This window comes from Desulfovibrio diazotrophicus, assembly GCF_902498985.2.
Lineage (GTDB): Bacteria > Desulfobacterota > Desulfovibrionia > Desulfovibrionales > Desulfovibrionaceae > Desulfovibrio > Desulfovibrio legallii.
This window is the reverse complement of record NZ_OX346397.1, coordinates 2,876,457-2,894,965: the sequence shown is the minus strand read 5'-3', so window position 1 is coordinate 2,894,965 and position 18,509 is coordinate 2,876,457. Positions and strand designations below refer to the sequence as shown.

The 18,509-nt window shown below is 63.2% G+C and carries 14 protein-coding genes; 3 read left to right on the top strand and 11 right to left on the bottom strand.

Annotated features, from left to right (window positions below):
* Positions 1–217: 217 nt before the first annotated feature.
* From lpdA to J7I12_RS12440, 8 genes are all read right to left on the bottom strand, one after another.
* Positions 218–1,585 carry a dihydrolipoyl dehydrogenase gene (gene lpdA / locus J7I12_RS12475; RefSeq protein WP_207287361.1) on the bottom strand — a complete coding sequence of 456 codons (1,368 nt, stop codon included), beginning with the start codon at positions 1,583–1,585 and terminating at the stop codon, positions 218–220.
* 69 nt (positions 1,586–1,654) lie between these two features.
* Positions 1,655–3,013, bottom strand: coding sequence for a dihydrolipoamide acetyltransferase family protein (locus J7I12_RS12470; RefSeq protein WP_118229460.1), 1,359 nt, complete (start codon positions 3,011–3,013; stop codon positions 1,655–1,657).
* Positions 3,014–3,135: 122 nt separating this feature from the next.
* Positions 3,136–3,447 (bottom strand): DUF6506 family protein, encoded by a 312-nt coding sequence (locus J7I12_RS12465; RefSeq protein WP_118229459.1) that lies wholly within the window; start codon positions 3,445–3,447, stop codon positions 3,136–3,138.
* 34 nt (positions 3,448–3,481) lie between these two features.
* Entirely contained in the window at positions 3,482–4,495 is a 1,014-nt protein-coding gene (locus J7I12_RS12460) for an NAD(+)/NADH kinase (protein ID WP_118229458.1), read from the bottom strand.
* 139 nt (positions 4,496–4,634) lie between these two features.
* Positions 4,635–5,609 carry an alpha-ketoacid dehydrogenase subunit beta gene (locus tag J7I12_RS12455; RefSeq protein ID WP_118229457.1) on the bottom strand — a complete coding sequence of 325 codons (975 nt, stop codon included), beginning with the start codon at positions 5,607–5,609 and terminating at the stop codon, positions 4,635–4,637.
* 71 nt (positions 5,610–5,680) lie between these two features.
* Entirely contained in the window at positions 5,681–6,643 is a 963-nt protein-coding gene (locus J7I12_RS12450) for a thiamine pyrophosphate-dependent dehydrogenase E1 component subunit alpha (RefSeq protein WP_118229456.1), read from the bottom strand.
* Positions 6,644–6,676: 33 nt separating this feature from the next.
* Positions 6,677–7,042 (bottom strand): Lin0512 family protein, encoded by a 366-nt coding sequence (locus J7I12_RS12445; protein ID WP_118229455.1) that lies wholly within the window; start codon positions 7,040–7,042, stop codon positions 6,677–6,679.
* Between the two features lie 18 nt (positions 7,043–7,060).
* Positions 7,061–8,290, bottom strand: a complete 1,230-nt coding sequence (locus J7I12_RS12440; protein WP_303192937.1) for a dihydrolipoamide acetyltransferase family protein — start codon at positions 8,288–8,290, stop codon at positions 7,061–7,063.
* A 345-nt stretch (positions 8,291–8,635) separates the two neighbouring features.
* On the opposite strand from J7I12_RS12440, the gene J7I12_RS12435 reads away from it, so the two are divergent.
* From J7I12_RS12435 to J7I12_RS12425, 3 genes are all read left to right on the top strand, one after another.
* On the top strand, positions 8,636–10,738 hold the full coding sequence (locus tag J7I12_RS12435; protein WP_118230353.1) for a sigma-54-dependent Fis family transcriptional regulator: 2,103 nt from the start codon (positions 8,636–8,638) through the stop codon (positions 10,736–10,738).
* Between the two features lie 347 nt (positions 10,739–11,085).
* Positions 11,086–12,156 (top strand): 2,3-butanediol dehydrogenase, encoded by a 1,071-nt coding sequence (locus tag J7I12_RS12430; protein ID WP_118230354.1) that lies wholly within the window; start codon positions 11,086–11,088, stop codon positions 12,154–12,156.
* Positions 12,157–12,626: 470 nt separating this feature from the next.
* Positions 12,627–14,951, top strand: a complete 2,325-nt coding sequence (locus J7I12_RS12425) for a vitamin B12-dependent ribonucleotide reductase (RefSeq protein ID WP_288907780.1) — start codon at positions 12,627–12,629, stop codon at positions 14,949–14,951.
* A 213-nt stretch (positions 14,952–15,164) separates the two neighbouring features.
* Here the strand turns inward: J7I12_RS12425 and J7I12_RS12420 are convergent, their stop codons facing one another.
* The 3 genes from J7I12_RS12420 to mrdA are packed head-to-tail and all read right to left on the bottom strand — an operon-like array spanning position 15,165 to position 18,495.
* A complete protein-coding gene (locus tag J7I12_RS12420) occupies positions 15,165–15,509 on the bottom strand; it encodes a bactofilin family protein (RefSeq protein ID WP_118230393.1) in 345 nt (114 codons plus the stop codon).
* Positions 15,510–15,536: 27 nt separating this feature from the next.
* Complete coding sequence (gene rodA / locus J7I12_RS12415) at positions 15,537–16,643, bottom strand: rod shape-determining protein RodA (protein ID WP_118230356.1); 1,107 nt, start codon at positions 16,641–16,643, stop codon at positions 15,537–15,539.
* 13 nt (positions 16,644–16,656) lie between these two features.
* Entirely contained in the window at positions 16,657–18,495 is a 1,839-nt protein-coding gene (gene mrdA, locus J7I12_RS12410; RefSeq protein ID WP_380059477.1) for a penicillin-binding protein 2, read from the bottom strand.
* Between the last annotated feature and the right edge of the window lie 14 nt (positions 18,496–18,509).

Sequence of the window (18,509 nt, the reverse complement as noted above, 5' to 3'; positions counted from 1 at the left end):
GCAGGCGGTCCCTCCCCCGCGCCCCCTCCCCCAAAAAACCGTACGGTACCGGAGGGAGGCAAAACGCGTTTACGGGTCAGATTTTTTCTCACGCCGACGCGTTCCGGCACGGAACCGTTCCGTTGCAGGACAGCGCATTCTTTACCATCCGGCCCCGGACCGCAACGGGGCTCTCCCGCCACAAGCATCCAAACACGGACGGCAAGGCGCTTGCCCGCTAATTCCGTTTGGGCAGATACAAAGCCCAGCCCGCCGCGTCGCGCGCGGCGTCCACCACAGTTTCGCTGAAGGCCGGGTGCACGCGGAAGCCCTTGGCAAATTCGGCCACGGTGCATTCCAGCTGCATGGCCAGCACGGCCTCGCCGATGATTTCGGAAGCGCAGCTGCCCACAATGTGCACGCCCAGGATTTCGCCGGTGGCGGCGTCGGAAACCATCTTCACCGCGCCGTCCACTTCGCCGCGCAACATGGCGTAGCCGTTGATGGAGTACGGGAAGCCGCCCACCTCCACATCATAGCCCGCGCGCTCGGCCTGCTCTTCGGAAAGGCCCACGGAACCCATCTGGGGGATGCCCCAGATGGCGCGTGAAACCAGATGTGCCGGGAATTTGGCAGTTTTGCCCAGGCAGTTTTCGGCGGCGCAGATGGCCATGGCCGAGGCCGCGTGGCTGAGCATCCAGCCGCCAGTGCAGTCGCCAATGGCATAAATGGTGGGGCAGGCCGTACGGCAGTGTTCGTCCACCACAATGCCGCCGTCTTCCTTAAACTGCACGCCCAGGGCCTCCAGGCCCAGCCCCTGATTGACGGGCTTGCGGCCCGAAACCAGCACCTTGTCCACTTCCACGGCCTGTTCCTTGTCCCCGCTCTTGAGGGTGCAGGCCTTGCCGGACACCTTGACCAGAGTGTGGCGGGGCATGATCTGCACGCCGCGCTCCCGCAGGGACTGGGCCAGACGCTGGCTGGAGTCCTGATCTTCATCGGGCAGAATGCGCGGGCCGGGCACGGCGTAAACCACCTTACTGCCCAGAATGCTCAGAAGCATGGCCATTTCCACCCCGATATAGGTGGGGTCGGTGATCAGCACCGAGGCCGGGGCTTCCGTCATGTCCAGCAATTGGTCCGTGGTGAGGGCCGCACCCTCAAGGCCGGGAACAGAGGGCATGGCCACGGCGCTGCCCGTGGCCACAATGATGTTTTTGGCCTCCAGCTTTTTGCCGCCCGCTTCCACGCTGGTGGGGCCGGTGATTCTGGCCGTGCCGTTGACCACTTCGGCCCCGTTATTGGCCAGCAGGGCTTCCATGCCCATGCGGATATCGTTGGAAACGCCCTGCTTGCGGGCCACCACGGCGCTGTAGTCCAGCTTGCCCACGGTGAGCTGCAGACCGAATTCGTCCGCCTTGCGGGATTGTTCCAGCAATTCCGCGGCGCGCAGCCAGAGCTTGCTGGGAATGCAGCCGCGCATGACGCAGGTGCCGCCCATATGGCCGCCTTCCACCAAAACCACCTTACCCTTGAGCTGCGAAGCGCGGATGGCGGCGGCATACCCGCCGGGACCACCACCTATGACAATGACATCGTACATCATATTCTCCTGAACGCTGGTATGTTGTGCGGCGCGAAACCCCTGCCCCGCGCCGCGTCACGGCTGCCGGGACTAAAACAGCAGCAGGGCCGGGTTTGCCAGGTATTCCGTGACGGTCTTCAAGAATTCCGCCGCGGGCGCGCCGTCCTCCACCCTGTGGTCAAAGGTGAGGCTCAGGCCCATCATGGAGCGCGCCACAATGGCGCCTTCGCGCACCACGGGCTTTTCCACCACGCGGCCCACGCCCAGGATGCCCGTTTCGCCGGGCTTGAGTATGGGGGTAAAGAAGTCCACCACCGAATGGGCCATGTTGGTAATGGTAAAGGTGCCGCCGGACATGTCGTCGGGGCTGAGTCGACCGTCGCGGGCCCGCCCGGCCAGTTCGCGGGCGGCCTTGGCGATCTGCAGCAGGCTCATTTCATGAGCATTGTGCAGCACGGGCACCATGAGGCCTTCGGGCAGGGCCACGGCCACGCCCATGTGCACCTCGCCGTGCCTGGTAATAATGTCGTCGGCCAGGGTGGCGTTCATGCGCGGGTGCTTGAGCAGCGCGCGGGATACAGCCAGGATGAGCACGTCGTTCATGGAAAGGCGGAAGCCCTTGTCCCGCTTGAAGCGCGCCTTGAAATCGGCAATGAGCTCCACGCAGGGGGTCACGTCGGCTTCCGTCACCAGGGTGAGCTGGGCGCTGTTCTGCAGGCTGCCCTGCATGTTGTCGGCAATGATCTTGCGCATGCCCTCCAGGGGCACGCTGCCGGGACCTTCGGCCGGTTTGGCCGCAGCTGCGGCGGGAGCGGCGGCGAATTTTTCGGGATGGAGCACGCGCTCCACGTCCTCGCGCACGATCTTGCCGCCTTCGCCCGTGCCGGTGAGGGCAGTAATGTCCAGACCGGCCTGGGCGGCCACCACGGCAGCCAGGGGGGTGATTTTGATTTTGCCCGTCAGTTCGTGGCGGGCCTGCACATCGCGCTCAAGGATGCGGCCCTTGGGGCCCGTGCCGCTGACGCAGGCCAGGTCCACGCCCAATTCGCGCGCCAGCCGCCGCGCGGCGGGAGAAGCCAACCCTCCCCCGCCAGAGCTTGGGGTCTGCGCGGCGGCTTTGGGCGCGCTTTCCTGGCCCGCTTTAGGCGCGGCGGGCGCGGCTTCTCCGGCAGCGGAAAGCGCTCCGCCCTCCACCCTGGCGGGACTTTCGCCCGGTTCGGCCAAAATGCCCACAACCGTCTGCACGGGCGCATCCTGGCCTGCCGGAACTACGATCTGGAAAAGCACGCCGTCGGCGGGGCTTTCCACCTTGTTGGTAATCTTGTCCGTTTCCACTTCAAAAAGGCCGTCGCCCTTTTGAACCGCGGCGCCTTCGGCCACGAACCATTTGGAAACCTTGCCGGTCTTCATGGTCAGACCGAGTTTCGGCATGGTAAGTTCAATGCTCACTGCTCTCTCCTGCTGCGTTAGACTTGTACGGCTCCCGGCCCCGCGTGCGCGTCGGCATCGGCCCGGCCTCAGCGGTAAACCGCCGCACGGGGGAAGCCGGAGCGCCGGGCCTTTTGCATCGCTCAGGCGAACACGGTGTCGCCGCTCACATTGCCAAGGCCGGGGTGCACGTCAAAGCGCACCACGCCCACGGGCACAGTAACGGCCCTGGCCACGGCCGCCGCACCGGCGTGACCGAAGCCGCCGCACAGCTCAATAGCCCCGCAGCCTTCTTCGGCCACGGCCTTCTGGGCCGCTTCCACAGCCTGGGCATACGACGTGACGCCAATGGTCAGCAGGTCCACGCCGGGGGTGCGCGTCCAGGTGCGGTACACGGCTTCCTGGCCGTTTTCCGCTCTGGGGGTCACAAAGATGAATGCTGCCTTCAGTTTCATAGCCGCTCCTTGCCGCTTGCGGCGCTCAAAAGGTTCAGTTGGCATAGCAGACCTGCGCGCCACGCAGGAAAATGCCGCGCTGCCGGGCGTATTCCAGAATTTTTTCCACATCAGCCACATAAAGTCTGTCCTCGGCCAGACGCACGGCAGCGCATTCTTCCCCGCGCACTTCCACTTCGCGCTCGCCGTCCAGGGCCAGCACGCAGGGCGTAAGCCCCACGGGCACGGCCACGCCGGGGCGCATGGGGCGGACCTTGACCACGCCCACATCGGCAAACAGGCCGGGGCAGATGGCCGCCCGCACCTTGCAGGCAAAGTCCGGGTCCAGATCCAGGGCAAGGCCGCGCGGCTCTTCGGGCCCGACGCGCTCCAGCTGCCCGCCCACGGCGGAAAGCCCGATGCTTTCCGGCTTGCAGCGCGAGAAAAACAACTGACGCACCCTGGTGATGTCCCACACCGCGCGGGAGGCCAGGAAAACATCGTCGTACACGGCCGCGTCCACCAGGGCGAGATCGCGCACTTCTTCGTTCACCAGCACTTCCAGATAGGTGGGGCGCGTACAGCCCTCGTCCCGACTTACGCCGCCGCAGGCCAGCACCCCGGCGGCCAGCCCGGCCACCGTGGCTTCGGCCATGACGGGAAAGACGTTGTTGGTGCCGGTAGAGAGAGGTAAAATGGGCGTCTGGCGCGCGCCCTTGCAGGCGGCGCGGCTGGTGCCGTCCCCGCCCATGACGATGATGACGGCCGCGCCCGCCGCCTGCATGGCGGCGGCGGCGTTGACCGTGTCCTCCTGCGTGTTGTGCACGTAAATATCCACCGGGGCCACGTTGACGGGCGTTTCCAGGGCGTCGAGGTCATCCAGAGCGCGCGGCACGATGCCGTAGCCTTCAGGCATATAGAGCACATCGCGCACGCCCGCCGCGGCCAGACCAACCAGAATGCGGCGCACCATGCGTACTTTTTCCTGATTGTCGAACACGCTGCCGTGGGCCACAAGGCGGCGGATGTCTTTGCCTGACGCGGGATTGGCGATGATGGCTGCTTTCATGGCGACTCCGGTGGATCTTTCTTTTCTGCCCAGAACAACTCCGGCGGCGTAAACGATCGCCAGCCGCAAGGACAATCCGTTCTGAACGGCCGCAGGCGTCGCGCCTCTGGAGAGGCCTGCGGCCGTGAACGCACCTTGCTTACTGCCGCAGGGACTTGACCGCCGCCACGATTTTGTCCGCGTCGGGGATGTAGGCCTTTTCCAGCGGCGGGCTGAAGGGCACGGGGCAGAAGGGCGCGCCCACCCGCACGATGGGGGCGTCCAGATAGTCCAGGGCTTCTTCGGCCACCATAGCGGCGATTTCCGCGCCTGCGCCCGCATTCTTGACGGCCTCGTGAGCCACCACCAGGGCGTGGGTCTTCTTTACGGAATTGAGGATGAGCTCTTTGTCCAGGGGCACCAGGCAGCGGGGGTCTACCACTTCCACGCTGATGCCTTCCTTGGCCAGCCTTTCGGCGGCTTCCAACGCGGTGTGAACCATGAGGGAAGTAGCCACCACGGTCACGTCCGTGCCTTCGCGTTTGATGTCGCCCACGCCCAGGGGGATTTCATACAGGGCGTCGTCCACTTCGCCTTCCACGCCGTAGAGGATTTTGTGCTCCAAAAAGATCACGGGGTTGTCGTCGCGGATGGCGCTGATGAGCAAGCCCTTGGCGTCGGCCGGGGTGGAGGGAATGCAGACCTTGATGCCGGGAATGTGCATGAACCACGCTTCCAGGCTCTGAGAATGCTGGGCCGCCGCGCCCACGCCCGCGCCCTGGGGCATGCGCAGCACCATGGGCACCTTGGCCTTGCCGCCGAACATGTAGTGCATTTTAGCGGCCTGGTTAAAGAGCTGGTCCATGGCCACGCCGATAAAGTCCACAAACATGAGTTCCGCAATGGGGCGCAGGCCCGCGGCGGCAGCACCGGCGGCCGCGCCCACAATGGCGCTTTCGGTAATGGGGGTGTCGCGCACGCGGCGCTCGCCGAACTGGTCAAACAGCCCCTGGGTCACGCCGAAGCAGCCGCCGAACTTGCCCACATCCTCACCGATGATGAACACGTTTTCGTCCCGCTCCATCTCCTGCCGCATGGCGTCGTTGAGCGCCTGCAGATACGTTTTGGTCGCCATAGAGTTCTCCATATCTGAAAAGCTGAAGGTCACTGCGTAAAAATCCGTCCTCACCGGCCCGCGCGCGTGCGTCAGGCGTACACGTCGTCCAGCAGATCCGCCGGGGTGGGATAGGGGCTTTCCTCCGCAAACTTCACGGCGGCGTCCACATCGGCCTGCACCTGGGCGGAGATGGCGTCCAGTTCCGCCTGGGTGGCGGTTTTGGTTTCCACCAGCTTTTTGGCGAAGCGCGGGATGGGATCCTTGGCCTTCCATTCCTCCAGTTCCTTTTCAGAACGGTAGACGCAGGCGTCGCCCTCAAAGTGGCCGCGCCAGCGGTAGGTCTTGCATTCGATAAGCGAGGGGCCCTGACCTTTGCGGGCGCGTTCCACAGCCACGGTCACGGCTTCGTAGACGGCCAGCACGTCGTTGCCGTCCACCACCACACCGGGCATGTCATAGGCGGCCGCGCGGTCGGCGATGTCGGTGATGGCCATGGATTTGCACTGCGGGCAGGAAATGCCGTAGCCGTTGTTTTCATTGATGAAGATAACCGGCAACTTCCAGGCGCTGGCCATGTTCAGCGATTCCTGCGTGGTGCCCTGGTTGGACGCGCCGTCGCCGAAAAAGCAGGCGCACACGCCCTTGTTGTCCTTGTACTGGCAGCTCAGGGCCGCGCCCACGGCCAGAGGGCCACCGCCGCCCACGATGCCGTTGGCCCCAAGGATGCCGATGTGAAAGTCGGCAATGTGCATGGAGCCGCCCTTGCCCTTGCAGTAGCCGGTGGAACGGCCGTAGATTTCGGCCATCATGAGCTTGAGATCCCCGCCCTTGGCCAGGCAGTGTCCGTGGCCGCGGTGGGTGCTGGTGATCATGTCCGTCGTTTTCAGGGCGGCGCACGCGCCGGTGGCCGTGGCCTCCTCGCCAAGATACAAGTGCACGAAGCCGGGAATTTTGCCGGCCGCGAAGAACTTCTGCAGCTCGCCTTCAAACAGGCGAATCTTGGTCATGGTGCTGAACATGTCCAGCAGAACCTTCTTGTCAGGATGTTGCATGGTCTACTCCTCATTGCTGATTGTTGCGCCGTACTACTCCATGTCCACAGAAACGGTCAGGGCCGCGCAGGCCATGACGATATCGCTGCATCCGGGGCCGAAGCAGGCCACTTCCAGCCCCGGAGCGCGCAGGCCGCCGGGCGTGACTTCCAGACTTTTTTCGCCAATGGGCACGACGGCCAGCACGGCGGCCTTGTCCACCGCCGCAGGCTCCGGCACGCCCACGCGCACGTGCACGCGCACGCCTTCAAAACGCCTGCGGCCGAGCACCTCCACCAGGCCGCAAAGGCAGGAACGCGAAATGGCGTCTTTCACGGCCCGCACGGCGGCCTTGGTCATGTCCGCGCCGTGCAGGTCCGCACCTGTGCCCAGCTCCACCACAAACCGTTTGTTTTGCATGGCGCCCTCCTCCCCGCGTCAGCCCAGCATGCGCACGGGTTTTTCCAGCATGTCCGCCAGGGTACGCAAAAAGTTCATGGCCGGGCCGCCGTCAGTGACCATATGGTTGAAGGTCAGCGAAAGGGTCATCATCTTGCGCGGGCAGACCACGCCTTCCGCCACGCCGGCTTTTTCAACCACGCGGCCCACGCCCAGAATGGCGGTTTCCGGCGGATTGATAATGGGGGTAAAGCCGTCCACGCCCAGCATGCTCACGTTGGAGATGGTGAAGCTGCCGCCCTGGATCTCGTCCATGGAAAGGCCGCCCTGACGGGAGCGCTTGGCCACGTCGCGCACCTGGCCTTTGAGCTCTTCCAGACTGCAGGCCTCGGCATTTTTCACGTTGGGCACGATGAGGCCCGTTTCCAGTGAAACAGCCACGCCCAGGTTGACGTGCTTGTGCAGATGGATGCCGTCCGCCTGCAGGGTGCTGTTCATAATGGGATGCTGCTTGAGCGCCCGACACACGGCAAAGCAGATGATGTCGTTGTAGGAAAGGCGGTAGTCCGGGTCTTTTTTGTGCCGGGCCAGCATGGCTTCGCGCAGGGCCACCATCTCGGTCACGTCCGCTTCCACAAAAACCGTGAGCTGGGCGGCGTTCTGCAGGCTGGCCTGCATGTTGTCGGCAATGAGCTTGCGCATGCCTTCCATGGGGATGATCTCGTCGGCCATATCGCCGACGGAAGCGGGCGCGGCGGCCTGTGCCGCAGCGGGTGCGGCGGCAGGGGCTTTTTGCGCGGTCTCGTGGGCGGCGCGCACGTCCTTTTCCGTTATGACGCCGTCGCGGCCTGTGCCCGCAACGGCGGCAAGCTCCACACCCAGTTCTTTGGCCAGGCGGCGGGCCGCGGGCATGGCGCGCACCTCGCCCCCGGCGGTCTTGCCGGTTTTGGCAGCAGCGGCGGGCGCGGCGGCAGCGGCGGGCACAGGGGCGGTTGCGGCGGGCGCGCCGGAAGACGCAGCCACAGCCTCACCGGCCTCGCCGATGACGCCGACAACCTGCATCACCGGCACCACCTCGCCTTGCGGCGAGAGTATCTTGAGCAGCACACCGCCGACCGGAGCCTCCACCACGTTGGTGATCTTGTCCGTTTCCACCTCCAGCAGGGGCTGACCGGCGCTCACGGCCCCACCCTCGTCCACCAGCCAACGCGCAATCTTGCCGGTTTTCATGGTCAGGCCCCATTTGGGCATTTGCACTTCGTAGGCCATCCGCTTACCTCCTTGCCTTGTTGGCACGCATTGATACCTGGGGCTATGCAACTCCAATACCACATTGCAACATACTAAAAATAAAAGACTTTATTTTTCTGCAAAGCCGCAGAAGAGTGTTTGTGTTCGATACTGGAACACTTTTTCAGAACTGGAACAGCAGACCCCACCCACGTCGTCTTTTGCCCTGTTTTTTTTGCAATTGGTCTGTATCTGTTTGTCAGAGCACAATTTTTCTATGCCGACAGTTTTACGCCCCACCCTTCCCAAGGCTTCAGGATTGGGTTAGTATGGTATGCAAAGGCGACCACCATCCCAGACGCTGTGGTCGCCAGGGGTTTCTGCATGTACGTACTGCAACGCAACGGCGACGTATTTGAAATGCGTCACGAAACTTCGGAGACCGTGCCCGGCCCCGTCGTCTCGGCCCCTTTGCTCTGGGCCGGCGGCACGACCGGCGCGGGCCGCCGCGCCGCATGGGAAGCCTTTATCCGCACCGGGGAAATCACGGATAACAGCCTGCCCAAGCCCATTGCCGATTCCTGGCGGCGCTGCCGCGACATGGGTGTGGACCCGCTCATGCCCCGCTGTGCGGAATTTGCCCCGGCCGGCCAAGTGGAACCGCAGGCCGCCGTGTACGCCGAGCTGGCCGCTCAAGTAGAACGCCGGGCCTACGAACAGGTCCGGCGCAAAGGCCTGCTCATCACCGTGGCCGAAGCCCACGGCCGCATTCTGCGCACCTGCGGCAGCAAAGAGGTGCTGCTCCAGGCGGACAACCTCCACTTCGGCCCCGGCGCGGTATGGTCGGAACAAAGCGTAGGCACCAACGCCATCAGCCTGGCCCTGAGCGACGGCATTCCCGCCCAGGTTCTGGGCGAAGAGCATTTTTGCAGCAGTCACCAGGCCTGGGGCTGTTCCGCAGCGCCCATCTACACGCCCTTTGGGCATCTCTGGGGCTGTTTCGACATTTCCGGCCCGGCCACGGCCGACCACAGTCAGGCGCTCTGGATCGCCGTGGGCGCAGCGCGCGAAATCGAACGCCTGCTGCTTAACGCCTCCCTGAGCAGCATGGAAAACAAGTCCCGCGCCCTGCTCAACACCCTGTTCAGTTCCATGCCCGTGGGCGTAGTCATGGTGGATGCCGAGGGCACGGTGACCTATGCCAATGACCTGGCCGAACGCCTGCTGCGCCCCAACGGCAAGGTACGCGGCTGCCCGGCGGAACATTTTTTCGACTACGCGCACTACTGCGGCACACAGCGACGCTCAGCCTGCGGCGAAAGCCGCCCCCTGCTCTGCCGCGCCAACCCCGGCCTGCACGCCCAGGCCATCCCCTTCATTACCGGCGCGGAGGAAAGCCGCTACATCCTTATTACTCTGCAGGCCGACGCCCCCGCGCGCACGGCGCCGCCCAGCCGGGCCATCGCCTCCCTTCAGAAGGGCAACCGTCCCTTCGGCGGCATCCTGTACCGCAGCGCCGTCATGGCGCGCGTGGTGGAACAGGCCCGACACATGGCCGAAGGCCCCGCAGCCATTCTGCTGCACGGCGAAACCGGCACAGGCAAGGAACTTTTTGCCCGCGCCATCCACGCGGCCAGCGCCCGTGCGTCGGGCCCTTTTGTGGCCATCAACTGCGGCGCGCTGCCACGCGACCTCATCCAGAGCGAACTGTTCGGTTATGAACGCGGGGCCTTCACCGGCGCAGTGGAAAAAGGCCGCCCGGGCAAATTTGAACAGGCCAACAAAGGCACGCTTTTTCTGGACGAAATTTCCGAAATGCCCTTGGAAATGCAGGTCAACCTGCTGCGCCCCCTGGAGGACAGGCGTGTGACCAGAGTGGGCGGTAAAGAAAACATCCAGGTGGACTTTCGGCTGATTACCGCCACGAACCGCGACCTGGATCAGCTCATGGCCGCCGGCACCTTTCGCGAAGACCTGTTCTACCGCATCCATGTACTGGCCCTGGAGATTCCCCCGTTGCGCGAACGGCGGGAAGACATCGGCCTCATTGCCGAACAGCACTGTCGCCGCCTTTGTCAGGACTACGGCCTGCCCTTCGGCGGCCTTTCCGCCCAGGCCCTGCGTCTGCTGGAAGACTACGACTGGCCCGGCAACGTGCGGCAGCTGGTGCACAGCATGGAATTTGCCGTAAACATGGCCCACGGGGGCTGCATCCTGCCGGAGCACCTGCCCGCCCACTTGCGTAGGGGCGGCGGGCTGACCCTGCAGCCTGCCCCTCCCACCCACCAGGGCTTCCCGGTCCTGCCGCCCCGCCGCACGCCAGACGACGCCAACGCCGCGGACTTCAACCTGGGCAACCTGGAGGCCCGCGCCATCCGCGCCGCCCTGGCCCACCACAAAGGTAATATGCTCCAGACCGCCAAGGCCCTGGGCATAGGCCGCAACACTCTCTACGCCAAGCTGCGCCGTCTGGGTCTGGACGCCTAGAGCGGATTGCCTTAATCCTGACCGGCCCAACCGGGCTATGCAATGGTATAAAACTCTGCTATGTGTTTTAACGATGCCTGCAAACGTCAGCCGTGCGGACGGCCACGCCGAACCGCCCCCTGAAGTTGTTCCACCACGGCACACAGTACGGCCTGGAATTGTTCCAAATCAGAACATGGCCGGACTTAATGGTATCAAAGTCAACATGTATAAAAAATCACGATCCAACCCGGCCGCGCCACGCCGGGTGAGCGGTCGCACAAACGGGCCTTTGGGCTCTGCCGGCGGCACAACCTGTGCAAATCCAAGAGCGATTTCCTTCCACCTTTTATCAAAGGAGTCGCTCTATGACGGCAAATATGCAGGCAGCAGTGTGGCACGGCAAAAAGGACATTCGCGTGGAAACGGTGCCCGTCCCCCCGCCCCCGCCGCCAGGCTGGGTGCAGGTTGCGGTGGACTGGTGCGGCATTTGCGGGTCTGACCTGCACGAATACCTGGCCGGCCCTATTTTTATCCCGGCGGACAAGCCCCACCCCCTCACAGGCAAACAGGGCAGCGTTATTCTGGGACACGAATTCAGCGGCAAGGTGGTGGCCCTGGGCGAAGGGGTCAACAGCGTCAAGGTGGGCGATACAGTAGCCCCAGACGCCTGCCAGCACTGCGGAGAGTGCCAACCCTGCCGGGAAGGACGCTACAACGTGTGCGAAAAACTGGCGTTTACCGGCCTCGCCAACGACGGCGCCTTCGCCAGGCTGGTCAACGTGCCGGCGAACCTCTGCTTTGTGCTGCCCGAAGGGGTTTCGGCCGAAGCCGGGGCCGTTATGGAGCCTCTGGCCACGGGCTTCAAAGCCGTGCGCATGGCCGGCAGCATTCTGGGGCTCAATGTGGTGGTGCTGGGCGCAGGCACCATCGGCCTGGGCACCATCATGGCCGTCAAGGCCGCGGGCGCGGGCAAGATCATCGTCTTGGAGATGTCCCGCGCGCGCATCGCCAAGGCCAAGGAGTGCGGGGCCGACGTGATCATCAACCCCAAGGAATGCGACCCGGTGGCCAAGGTGCGCGAACTTACCGGCGGCTGCGGCGCGGACGTGTCCTTTGAGTGCATCGGCAACAAGTTTACCGGCCCCTTGGCCGTAGACGTGCTGCGCAACACGGGAACGGCCATCATCGTAGGTATTTTTGAAGAACCCAGCGCTTTTAACTTCTTCAGCCTGAGCGGTACGGACAAAAAGATCATGGGAACCCTGGCCTACACCATTGACGACTTCAAAGGTCTGGCCGCGCTCATGGCCAAGGGCGCCATCAAGGCCGAAAACCTCATCACCGGCAAGATTGCGCTGCGGGACATCATGGAAAAAGGCTTTATGGAACTTATCAACAACAAGGACGATAACATCAAAATTCTGGTACGTCCTTAGAGCAGATTACCTTTGCGAATAGGTATTCTAAAAGGTTAAGGCACGCCCATTCCGGGCTTAAACGTACAAATGAATAGCGCTTGCGCCTCCACGGCAGACTCGCTTACGCAACCGCCAGACATTGCAACGTGGAAACGCCTAAAAATTGTGTCCATGCGCGGCGCGACCCGACGCGCCGCGCAGGCCCTCAAAGGGCCGGGACCGCACCAGTGGCGGTTGCCGGCCTTTTTTGCGCCCCAGCCAGGACCTTGCCGCCAAATGCATCGTAAAGTCCATTTTAAACAGCAATGATTCCGATTTGTTAACGGAAGCAAGCGGCTTTACGGCCCTTTTCTTCAGTCCGCAAGCGTGTATACTACTCCGTGGCGCAGGCCAGCGCGCCCGGACGCCAGCACTTACGCACCTGATACTACTCGATATCTATAGTCTACCCAGCCGCCCGCACGGGCGCACCTGCAAGAAGGATGATCATGCTGCCTTTGCCTACCGATTTGCCTGAACCGGAACTCTCCCGCAATACCGCCGTGGTACTGCAAAAGCGTTATCAGCGCAAAAACCCCGACGGGAGCCTTGAAGAAACGCCGCGCGACCTCTTCTGGCGCGTGGCCGCGGCTATTGCCGCGCAGGAGGCTGCCTACCAAAGCCCCTACAGCCCCGAAGCCCTGGCGCGGGAATTCTATGAGCTGATGACCAGCTGGAAATTCCTGCCCAACTCCCCCACGCTCATGAATGCAGGTACGGACCTGGGCCAGCTTTCGGCCTGCTTCGTGCTGCCCGTGGGCGACTCCATCGAAGAGATCTTTGATGCCGTCAAATACGCGGCCATGATCCACAAATCCGGCGGCGGCACGGGCTTTTCCTTCTCTCGCCTGCGCCCGCGCGACAGCCGGGTGGGCTCCACCGGCGGGGTTGCTTCCGGCCCGGTTTCCTTTTTGCGCATCTTCAACACGGCCACAGAGCAAATCAAGCAGGGCGGCACCCGGCGCGGGGCCAATATGGGCATTCTGCGCGTGGACCATCCGGACATCCTCCAGTTCATCCGCGCCAAGGAAAAGGAAGGGGAGTTCAATAACTTCAATCTTTCCGTCGGCCTGACCGAAGCCTTTATGCAGGCGGTGGAAAAGGACGCGCCCTACGACCTGCGCGATCCCCACACCGGAGAGGTGGCCCACCGCCTGCGCGCCCGCGAGGTCTTTGACCTGTTGGTTAAAAAGGCCTGGCAGTCCGGCGACCCCGGCATCGTCTTTCTGGACCGCATCAACCGCGACAACCCCACCCCGGACCAGGGAGAAATCGAATCCACCAACCCTTGCGGCGAACAGCCCCTGCTGCCCTTTGAAGCCTGCAACCTGGGCTCCGTCAACCTGGCCCGCTTTTTTACGCCAGGGCACGAAAACGAGGCAGACCCGGCCCGGAACGGCGTGGACTGGGCGGAACTGGCCCGCGTGGTGCATCTGGCCGTGCGCTTTTTGGATAATGTTATTGATGCCTCACGCTTCCCTTTGGAAATTATTACAGAAACCGTAAGAAAAAACCGCAAAATCGGCCTGGGCGTCATGGGCTTTGCCGACCTGCTTTTTCAGCTGAACGTGCCCTACGACTCTCCGGAGGGCCTGGCCCTGGGCGAACGCCTCATGGCCTTTATCCAGGAAGAAGGGCACAAGGCCTCGGCCCAGCTGGCGCAGGAACGCGGCCCCTTCCCGGCCTACGGCAGCTCGGTCTACGCCGCCAGAAAGGCAGGCCCCTACCGCAACGCCACGGTTACCACCATCGCGCCCACGGGCACCCTCTCCATCATTGCGGGCTGCTCCTCGGGTGTGGAACCCCTGTTCGCCCTCTGCTTCACCCGCAATATCCTGGACGGCGAACGTCTGCTGGAGGTGAATCCCTACTTTGAGGCCGCCCTGGCCCAGGCCGGCATGTGCAGCCCGGAAATCATGGAAGCCGTGGCCGCCAAGGGTTCCGTGAAGGACCTGGATTTTCTGCCCGAAGATTTGCGCCGCGTCTTTGTCACGGCCATGGATATGGCCCCAGTCTGGCATCTGCGCATGCAGGCCGCCTTCCAGCGCCACACGGACAACGCCGTGTCCAAGACCGTGAACCTGCCCCACGAGGCCACGGAAAAGGATATTTTTGACATTTACTGGTTGGCCTACAAGGAAGGCTGCAAGGGCGTCACCGTCTACCGCGACGGCTGCAAAAGCGTGCAGGTGCTCGCCACCGGCGAAGGGCAAAAGGCCATGGAACAAAATCAGGGCGCGGCCCAGGCTGCGGATCCGGGCGCGGATGCCACCGGCGAACCGCAGCCCCTGCCGCAGGAGGCCCCCACCCCCTCGCTGAGCGCGGGCGTGCGCCGTCGGCCCGACATCCTCTGGGGCTTCACCCAAAAAGTGCCCACGGGCCTCGGCACCATGTACCTTACCGTCAATGAAGTGGAGGGCTGCCCCTTTGAGGTTTTTGCCACCATAGGCAAGTCCGGGCACTCCATCACCGCCAAGGCCGAAGCCATCGGCCGCCTGGTTTCCCTGGCTTTGCGCTCCGGCGTCAACGTGCGCGACGTGATCGCCCAGCTCAAGGGCATAGGCGGCGAGCACCCCGTGTTTCGCCACAAAGGGCTGCTGCTTTCCATCCCCGACGCCATTGCCTGGGCGCTGGAAAACCACTACCTCCACGGCGAACATGTGGGCATGGTCAGCGACATTCAGGGGCAGGTCTGCCCCGAATGCGGCGAGGCCCTGCTCTTTCAGGAAGGCTGCCTGACCTGCCCTGCCTGCGGTTTTTCGCGCTGCAGTTAGCGCGGATTACCTGTGCCCCATTGCCTACCGGATCTGTATAACAGAAAAGGCCGCTCCCCTTGGGGAACGGCCTTTTCTGCTGCAGGACACTGCTGTCCGCCCGGACAGATTTCCCCTCTTATCTCCAGCCCGCCGCGGCAACCAAAAAAGTTTTTTGCAGGATGGAGACGGCATGAGGCAAAAAAGATCCTCTTCCCCCCTTTTCCCGCCGCGTCAGGCATCCTTGGGTTTGGAGGGGTTTTTCATGTGGACCTGGCCTTCGATAACGCCGCCTTCTTCAGTGAGCATGCTGGGGGTGCAGACTTCACCTTCCAGCAAGCCGGAATTATAGACCACCACACGGCGGCGGGCGGTAACCTGGCCGGAAAAGCGACCCGAAAGCAGCAATTCGCCCACGTCCAGCACACCCTCCACATGGGCGTCCTTGCCCACATTAAGCACGCCTTCACTGACTATTTCACCGGTATAGCGGCCTTCGATGCGCACAGTGCCCTTGAAGTGCAGCTTGCCTTCGTACACGGTATCGGAACCCAGATAGGCTATTTCATCTTTGGCCACGCCCAACACCCCTTTTTGGCTTGCGGTTTACCCTTTGAACATAAAGCGACGCATGGACACATTGAGCACAATGCCCAAAAGAGTGAAGTTGACCACCGTGGCGCTGCCGCCGTAGCTGATGAAGGGCAGGGGAATGCCCACCACCGGCATGAGCCCGATGACCATGCCCATATTGATCAGAATCTGCCAGAAAAAATAGAAGAACACGCCCACCACCAGGGTGCTGCCGAAGCGGTCCTTGGCCTGCACGGCGGTGGAGAAAATGGAGAGCAAAAAGAGACAGAAAAGCGTGACCAGCACCACGCAGCCCACAAAACCCCATTCTTCGCCAAACACGGCCACGGCGAAATCCGAGTGGCGTTCGGGCAGAAAGCGCAGCTGGCTTTGGGTGCCTTCTTTGAAGCCCTTGCCCCAAAGCTGGCCCGAACCGATGGCGATGCGGGACTGGATGATGTGATAGCCCGTGCCGCGCGGGTCGTTGCCGGGATCCAGAAAAGTAAGGATGCGCTGGCGCTGGTAGTCGTGCATGCCCACAACCCACATAAAAGCCGCCAGGGCGGGCACCGCCAGCAGGCAGGTTTTGAGCACGTAGCCCCGCAACCCGTGGAACAGAATCATGCCCCCCAGAATAAGCAGAATAAGCAGGGTGGTGCCCAGGTCGGGCTGACTGATGATCAGGGCGCAGGGCACCAGCCCTACGCAGAGCACGGCGCAAAAGTCCTTCCAACCCAGGGGGCGACCGTCGCGGGCCAGCAGGCGCGCGCCCAGCACCAGCACGGCGAGCTTGGCCATCTCTGAAGGCTGGATGCTCATAAACCCCAGGGAGAGCCAGCGCTTGGCCCCATACACGGTCTTGCCCACCACGGGCACCAGCAGCAGAAGCGCCAGGGTGATGAGGAAAAAGGGCCAGGCCAGATTGCGCAACTGGCGGTAGTCAAAGCTCATGGCCAGGAGCATGCTGCCCAGGCCGCAGAGGCCCCAGATCAGCTGGCGCTGGTAGAAGCTGGAGAGGGAGAGGCCCGTTTCCACCCGCGTGCCGCTGGCGGAATAGAGGTTGCCCACGCCCACCAGATACAGCAGGAGCATGCAGGCCAGCAGGCCCCAGTTAAGATAGCTGAACAGGCGTTTGTCCATGCCGCGTCCGTTGTTAGTCCGTCCGCCGCGCGCCGGGCTGCGCGGGGGGCGGAGGCGGGGCCACGCCGGAGTCGGGCCCGAACAGAAAATCATAGACCTTACGGGCTACGGGGCCGGCCACGCTGGAACCGCCGCCGCCGTGCTCCACCATGACGATGACCACATAGGACTTGCCGTCCTTGATGCCCCAGGTGGCTATCCAGGCGTGGTCACGCTGGGCGTACTCCATTTCAGAGCTTTTCAGGCGGCGGTCGCCGGCGGCCATTTTGAGTTTGACCACCTGGGCCGTGCCGGTCTTGCCGCCCATGTCCGCATCCTTGCGGCCCACAACTTTGGCTGTGCCGCCGCCGGCGGCGCGGCGCATGGCCTCCACCACAAATTTGAGGTTCTCCGGCTTGGCCGGAATACGCCCGCGCACTTCGCGAGATGCGTCATCCAGCAGCTGGGGCTTAAGCAGATCGCCGCCGTTGAGCAGCCCTGCCACAAACACGGCCACCTGCACGGGCGTGACCAGGGTATAGCCCTGACCAATGGCGATATTGTAGGTTTCGCCGCGCACCCAAGGGCGGCCAAAGCGCCGCCGCTTCCAGGCCCTGGAAGGCACCAGGCCGGATTTTTCGTGCGGCAGGTCAATGCCCGTGGGCCGCCCGAAGCCGCTGGCTTTGGCGTATTCCTCAATTTTGTCAATGCCCATGCGCTCGCCCATAATGTAAAAGTAGACGTCACAGGAATCAATGAGGGCGTGCAGCAAGTCTTCGGCGCCGTGCCCGCCCCGCTTCCAGCAGCGAAAAATCTGGTTGCCCAGCTTGACCTGACCGGGGCAAAACACGGTTTCGCGCGCATTGACGCCATGCTCCAGGAGCATGGTGGCCATGACCAGCTTCCAGACCGAGCCCGGGGGGTAGACGCTTTGGATCACCCGGTTCTGGAGGGGAAAACGGTTGTTGGTGCGCAGGGCGTCCCAGTCGCGTTGCGAAATGCCCGCGGCAAAAAGGTTATTGTCGTAGGCTGGCGACGTGACCAGGGCGCGCAGTTTGCCCGTGTCCGGCTCCAGCACCACCACGCAGCCCGCCTCGCCGCCCAGGGCGTCCCAGGCTGCCTGCTGCAGGTCCCGGTCAAGAGAAAGACGGATTTCACGTCCGCCGCGCGGTTCCTCGCGCAGGGTTTTGCCCAGCACCCTGGCGTGGGCGTCCACCTCCACGTCGTAAAGGCCTTTGCGCCCGCGCAGTTGTTTTTCCAGCTCCAGCTCCAGGCCCTGCTTGCCCACCAGGTCGCCCATGGCCAAGGCGCTGTCTGCGGCCATTTCCTGCTCGTTGGCCTCGGCTACATAGCCCAGCACATGGGCAAAGAGATCTTTTTCCGGGTAGCTGCGTTTGGTCCGCACCACCACTTCCAGGCCTGGCCAGGCGTGGATTTCCGATTCTATGCGCGCCACCAGGTCGAAGTCGATGTCCGTAATAAGCAGGAGCGGCTCAAAAGACTTCACCTTAAAGCGGTCCTGCCGATACTTTTCCCAAAGCTGGACAAGGGGAATACCGGACCACTGGCTGATCTGCGCCAGGGTGGCCGGGATATCCGGGCAGTCCTCCCGCACCAGAGAAAGGCCGTAGGCCGTGCGGTTGTCGGCCAGCACGCGGCCCTTGTCGTCCAGAATGCGGCCACGCGGGGCAAAGATGCGCTCGATACGCAAACGGTTGTCCTGGGCCTGGCGGGCGAATTCTTCGCCCCGGTGCACCTGCAGATACCAAAAGCGCACCACCAGCACAAAAAACATAAGCCCCACCATGACCTGCAGCAGGATGGCCCCGGCGCGCGGCGGCTGGTAGCTTTCGCTTTCTACCTGAATGCGCAGCCAGGAGCGGATGC

What these genes read in the sequence shown, in the direction of transcription:
- J7I12_RS12465 (WP_118229459.1), bottom strand. Translation starts at nt 3,447, where the DNA reads ATGAAACTGAAGGCAGCATTCATCTTTGTGACCCCCAGAGCGGAAAAC.
- lpdA (WP_207287361.1), bottom strand. Translation starts at nt 1,585, where the DNA reads ATGATGTACGATGTCATTGTCATAGGTGGTGGTCCCGGCGGGTATGCC.
- J7I12_RS12435 (WP_118230353.1), top strand. Translation starts at nt 8,636, where the DNA reads ATGTACGTACTGCAACGCAACGGCGACGTATTTGAAATGCGTCACGAA.
- J7I12_RS12450 (WP_118229456.1), bottom strand. Translation starts at nt 6,643, where the DNA reads ATGCAACATCCTGACAAGAAGGTTCTGCTGGACATGTTCAGCACCATG.
- J7I12_RS12430 (WP_118230354.1), top strand. Translation starts at nt 11,086, where the DNA reads ATGACGGCAAATATGCAGGCAGCAGTGTGGCACGGCAAAAAGGACATT.
- J7I12_RS12425 (WP_288907780.1), top strand. Translation starts at nt 12,627, where the DNA reads ATGCTGCCTTTGCCTACCGATTTGCCTGAACCGGAACTCTCCCGCAAT.
- J7I12_RS12455 (WP_118229457.1), bottom strand. Translation starts at nt 5,609, where the DNA reads ATGGCGACCAAAACGTATCTGCAGGCGCTCAACGACGCCATGCGGCAG.
- rodA (WP_118230356.1), bottom strand. Translation starts at nt 16,643, where the DNA reads ATGGACAAACGCCTGTTCAGCTATCTTAACTGGGGCCTGCTGGCCTGC.
- J7I12_RS12440 (WP_303192937.1), bottom strand. Translation starts at nt 8,290, where the DNA reads ATGGCCTACGAAGTGCAAATGCCCAAATGGGGCCTGACCATGAAAACC.
- J7I12_RS12445 (WP_118229455.1), bottom strand. Translation starts at nt 7,042, where the DNA reads ATGCAAAACAAACGGTTTGTGGTGGAGCTGGGCACAGGTGCGGACCTG.
- J7I12_RS12460 (WP_118229458.1), bottom strand. Translation starts at nt 4,495, where the DNA reads ATGAAAGCAGCCATCATCGCCAATCCCGCGTCAGGCAAAGACATCCGC.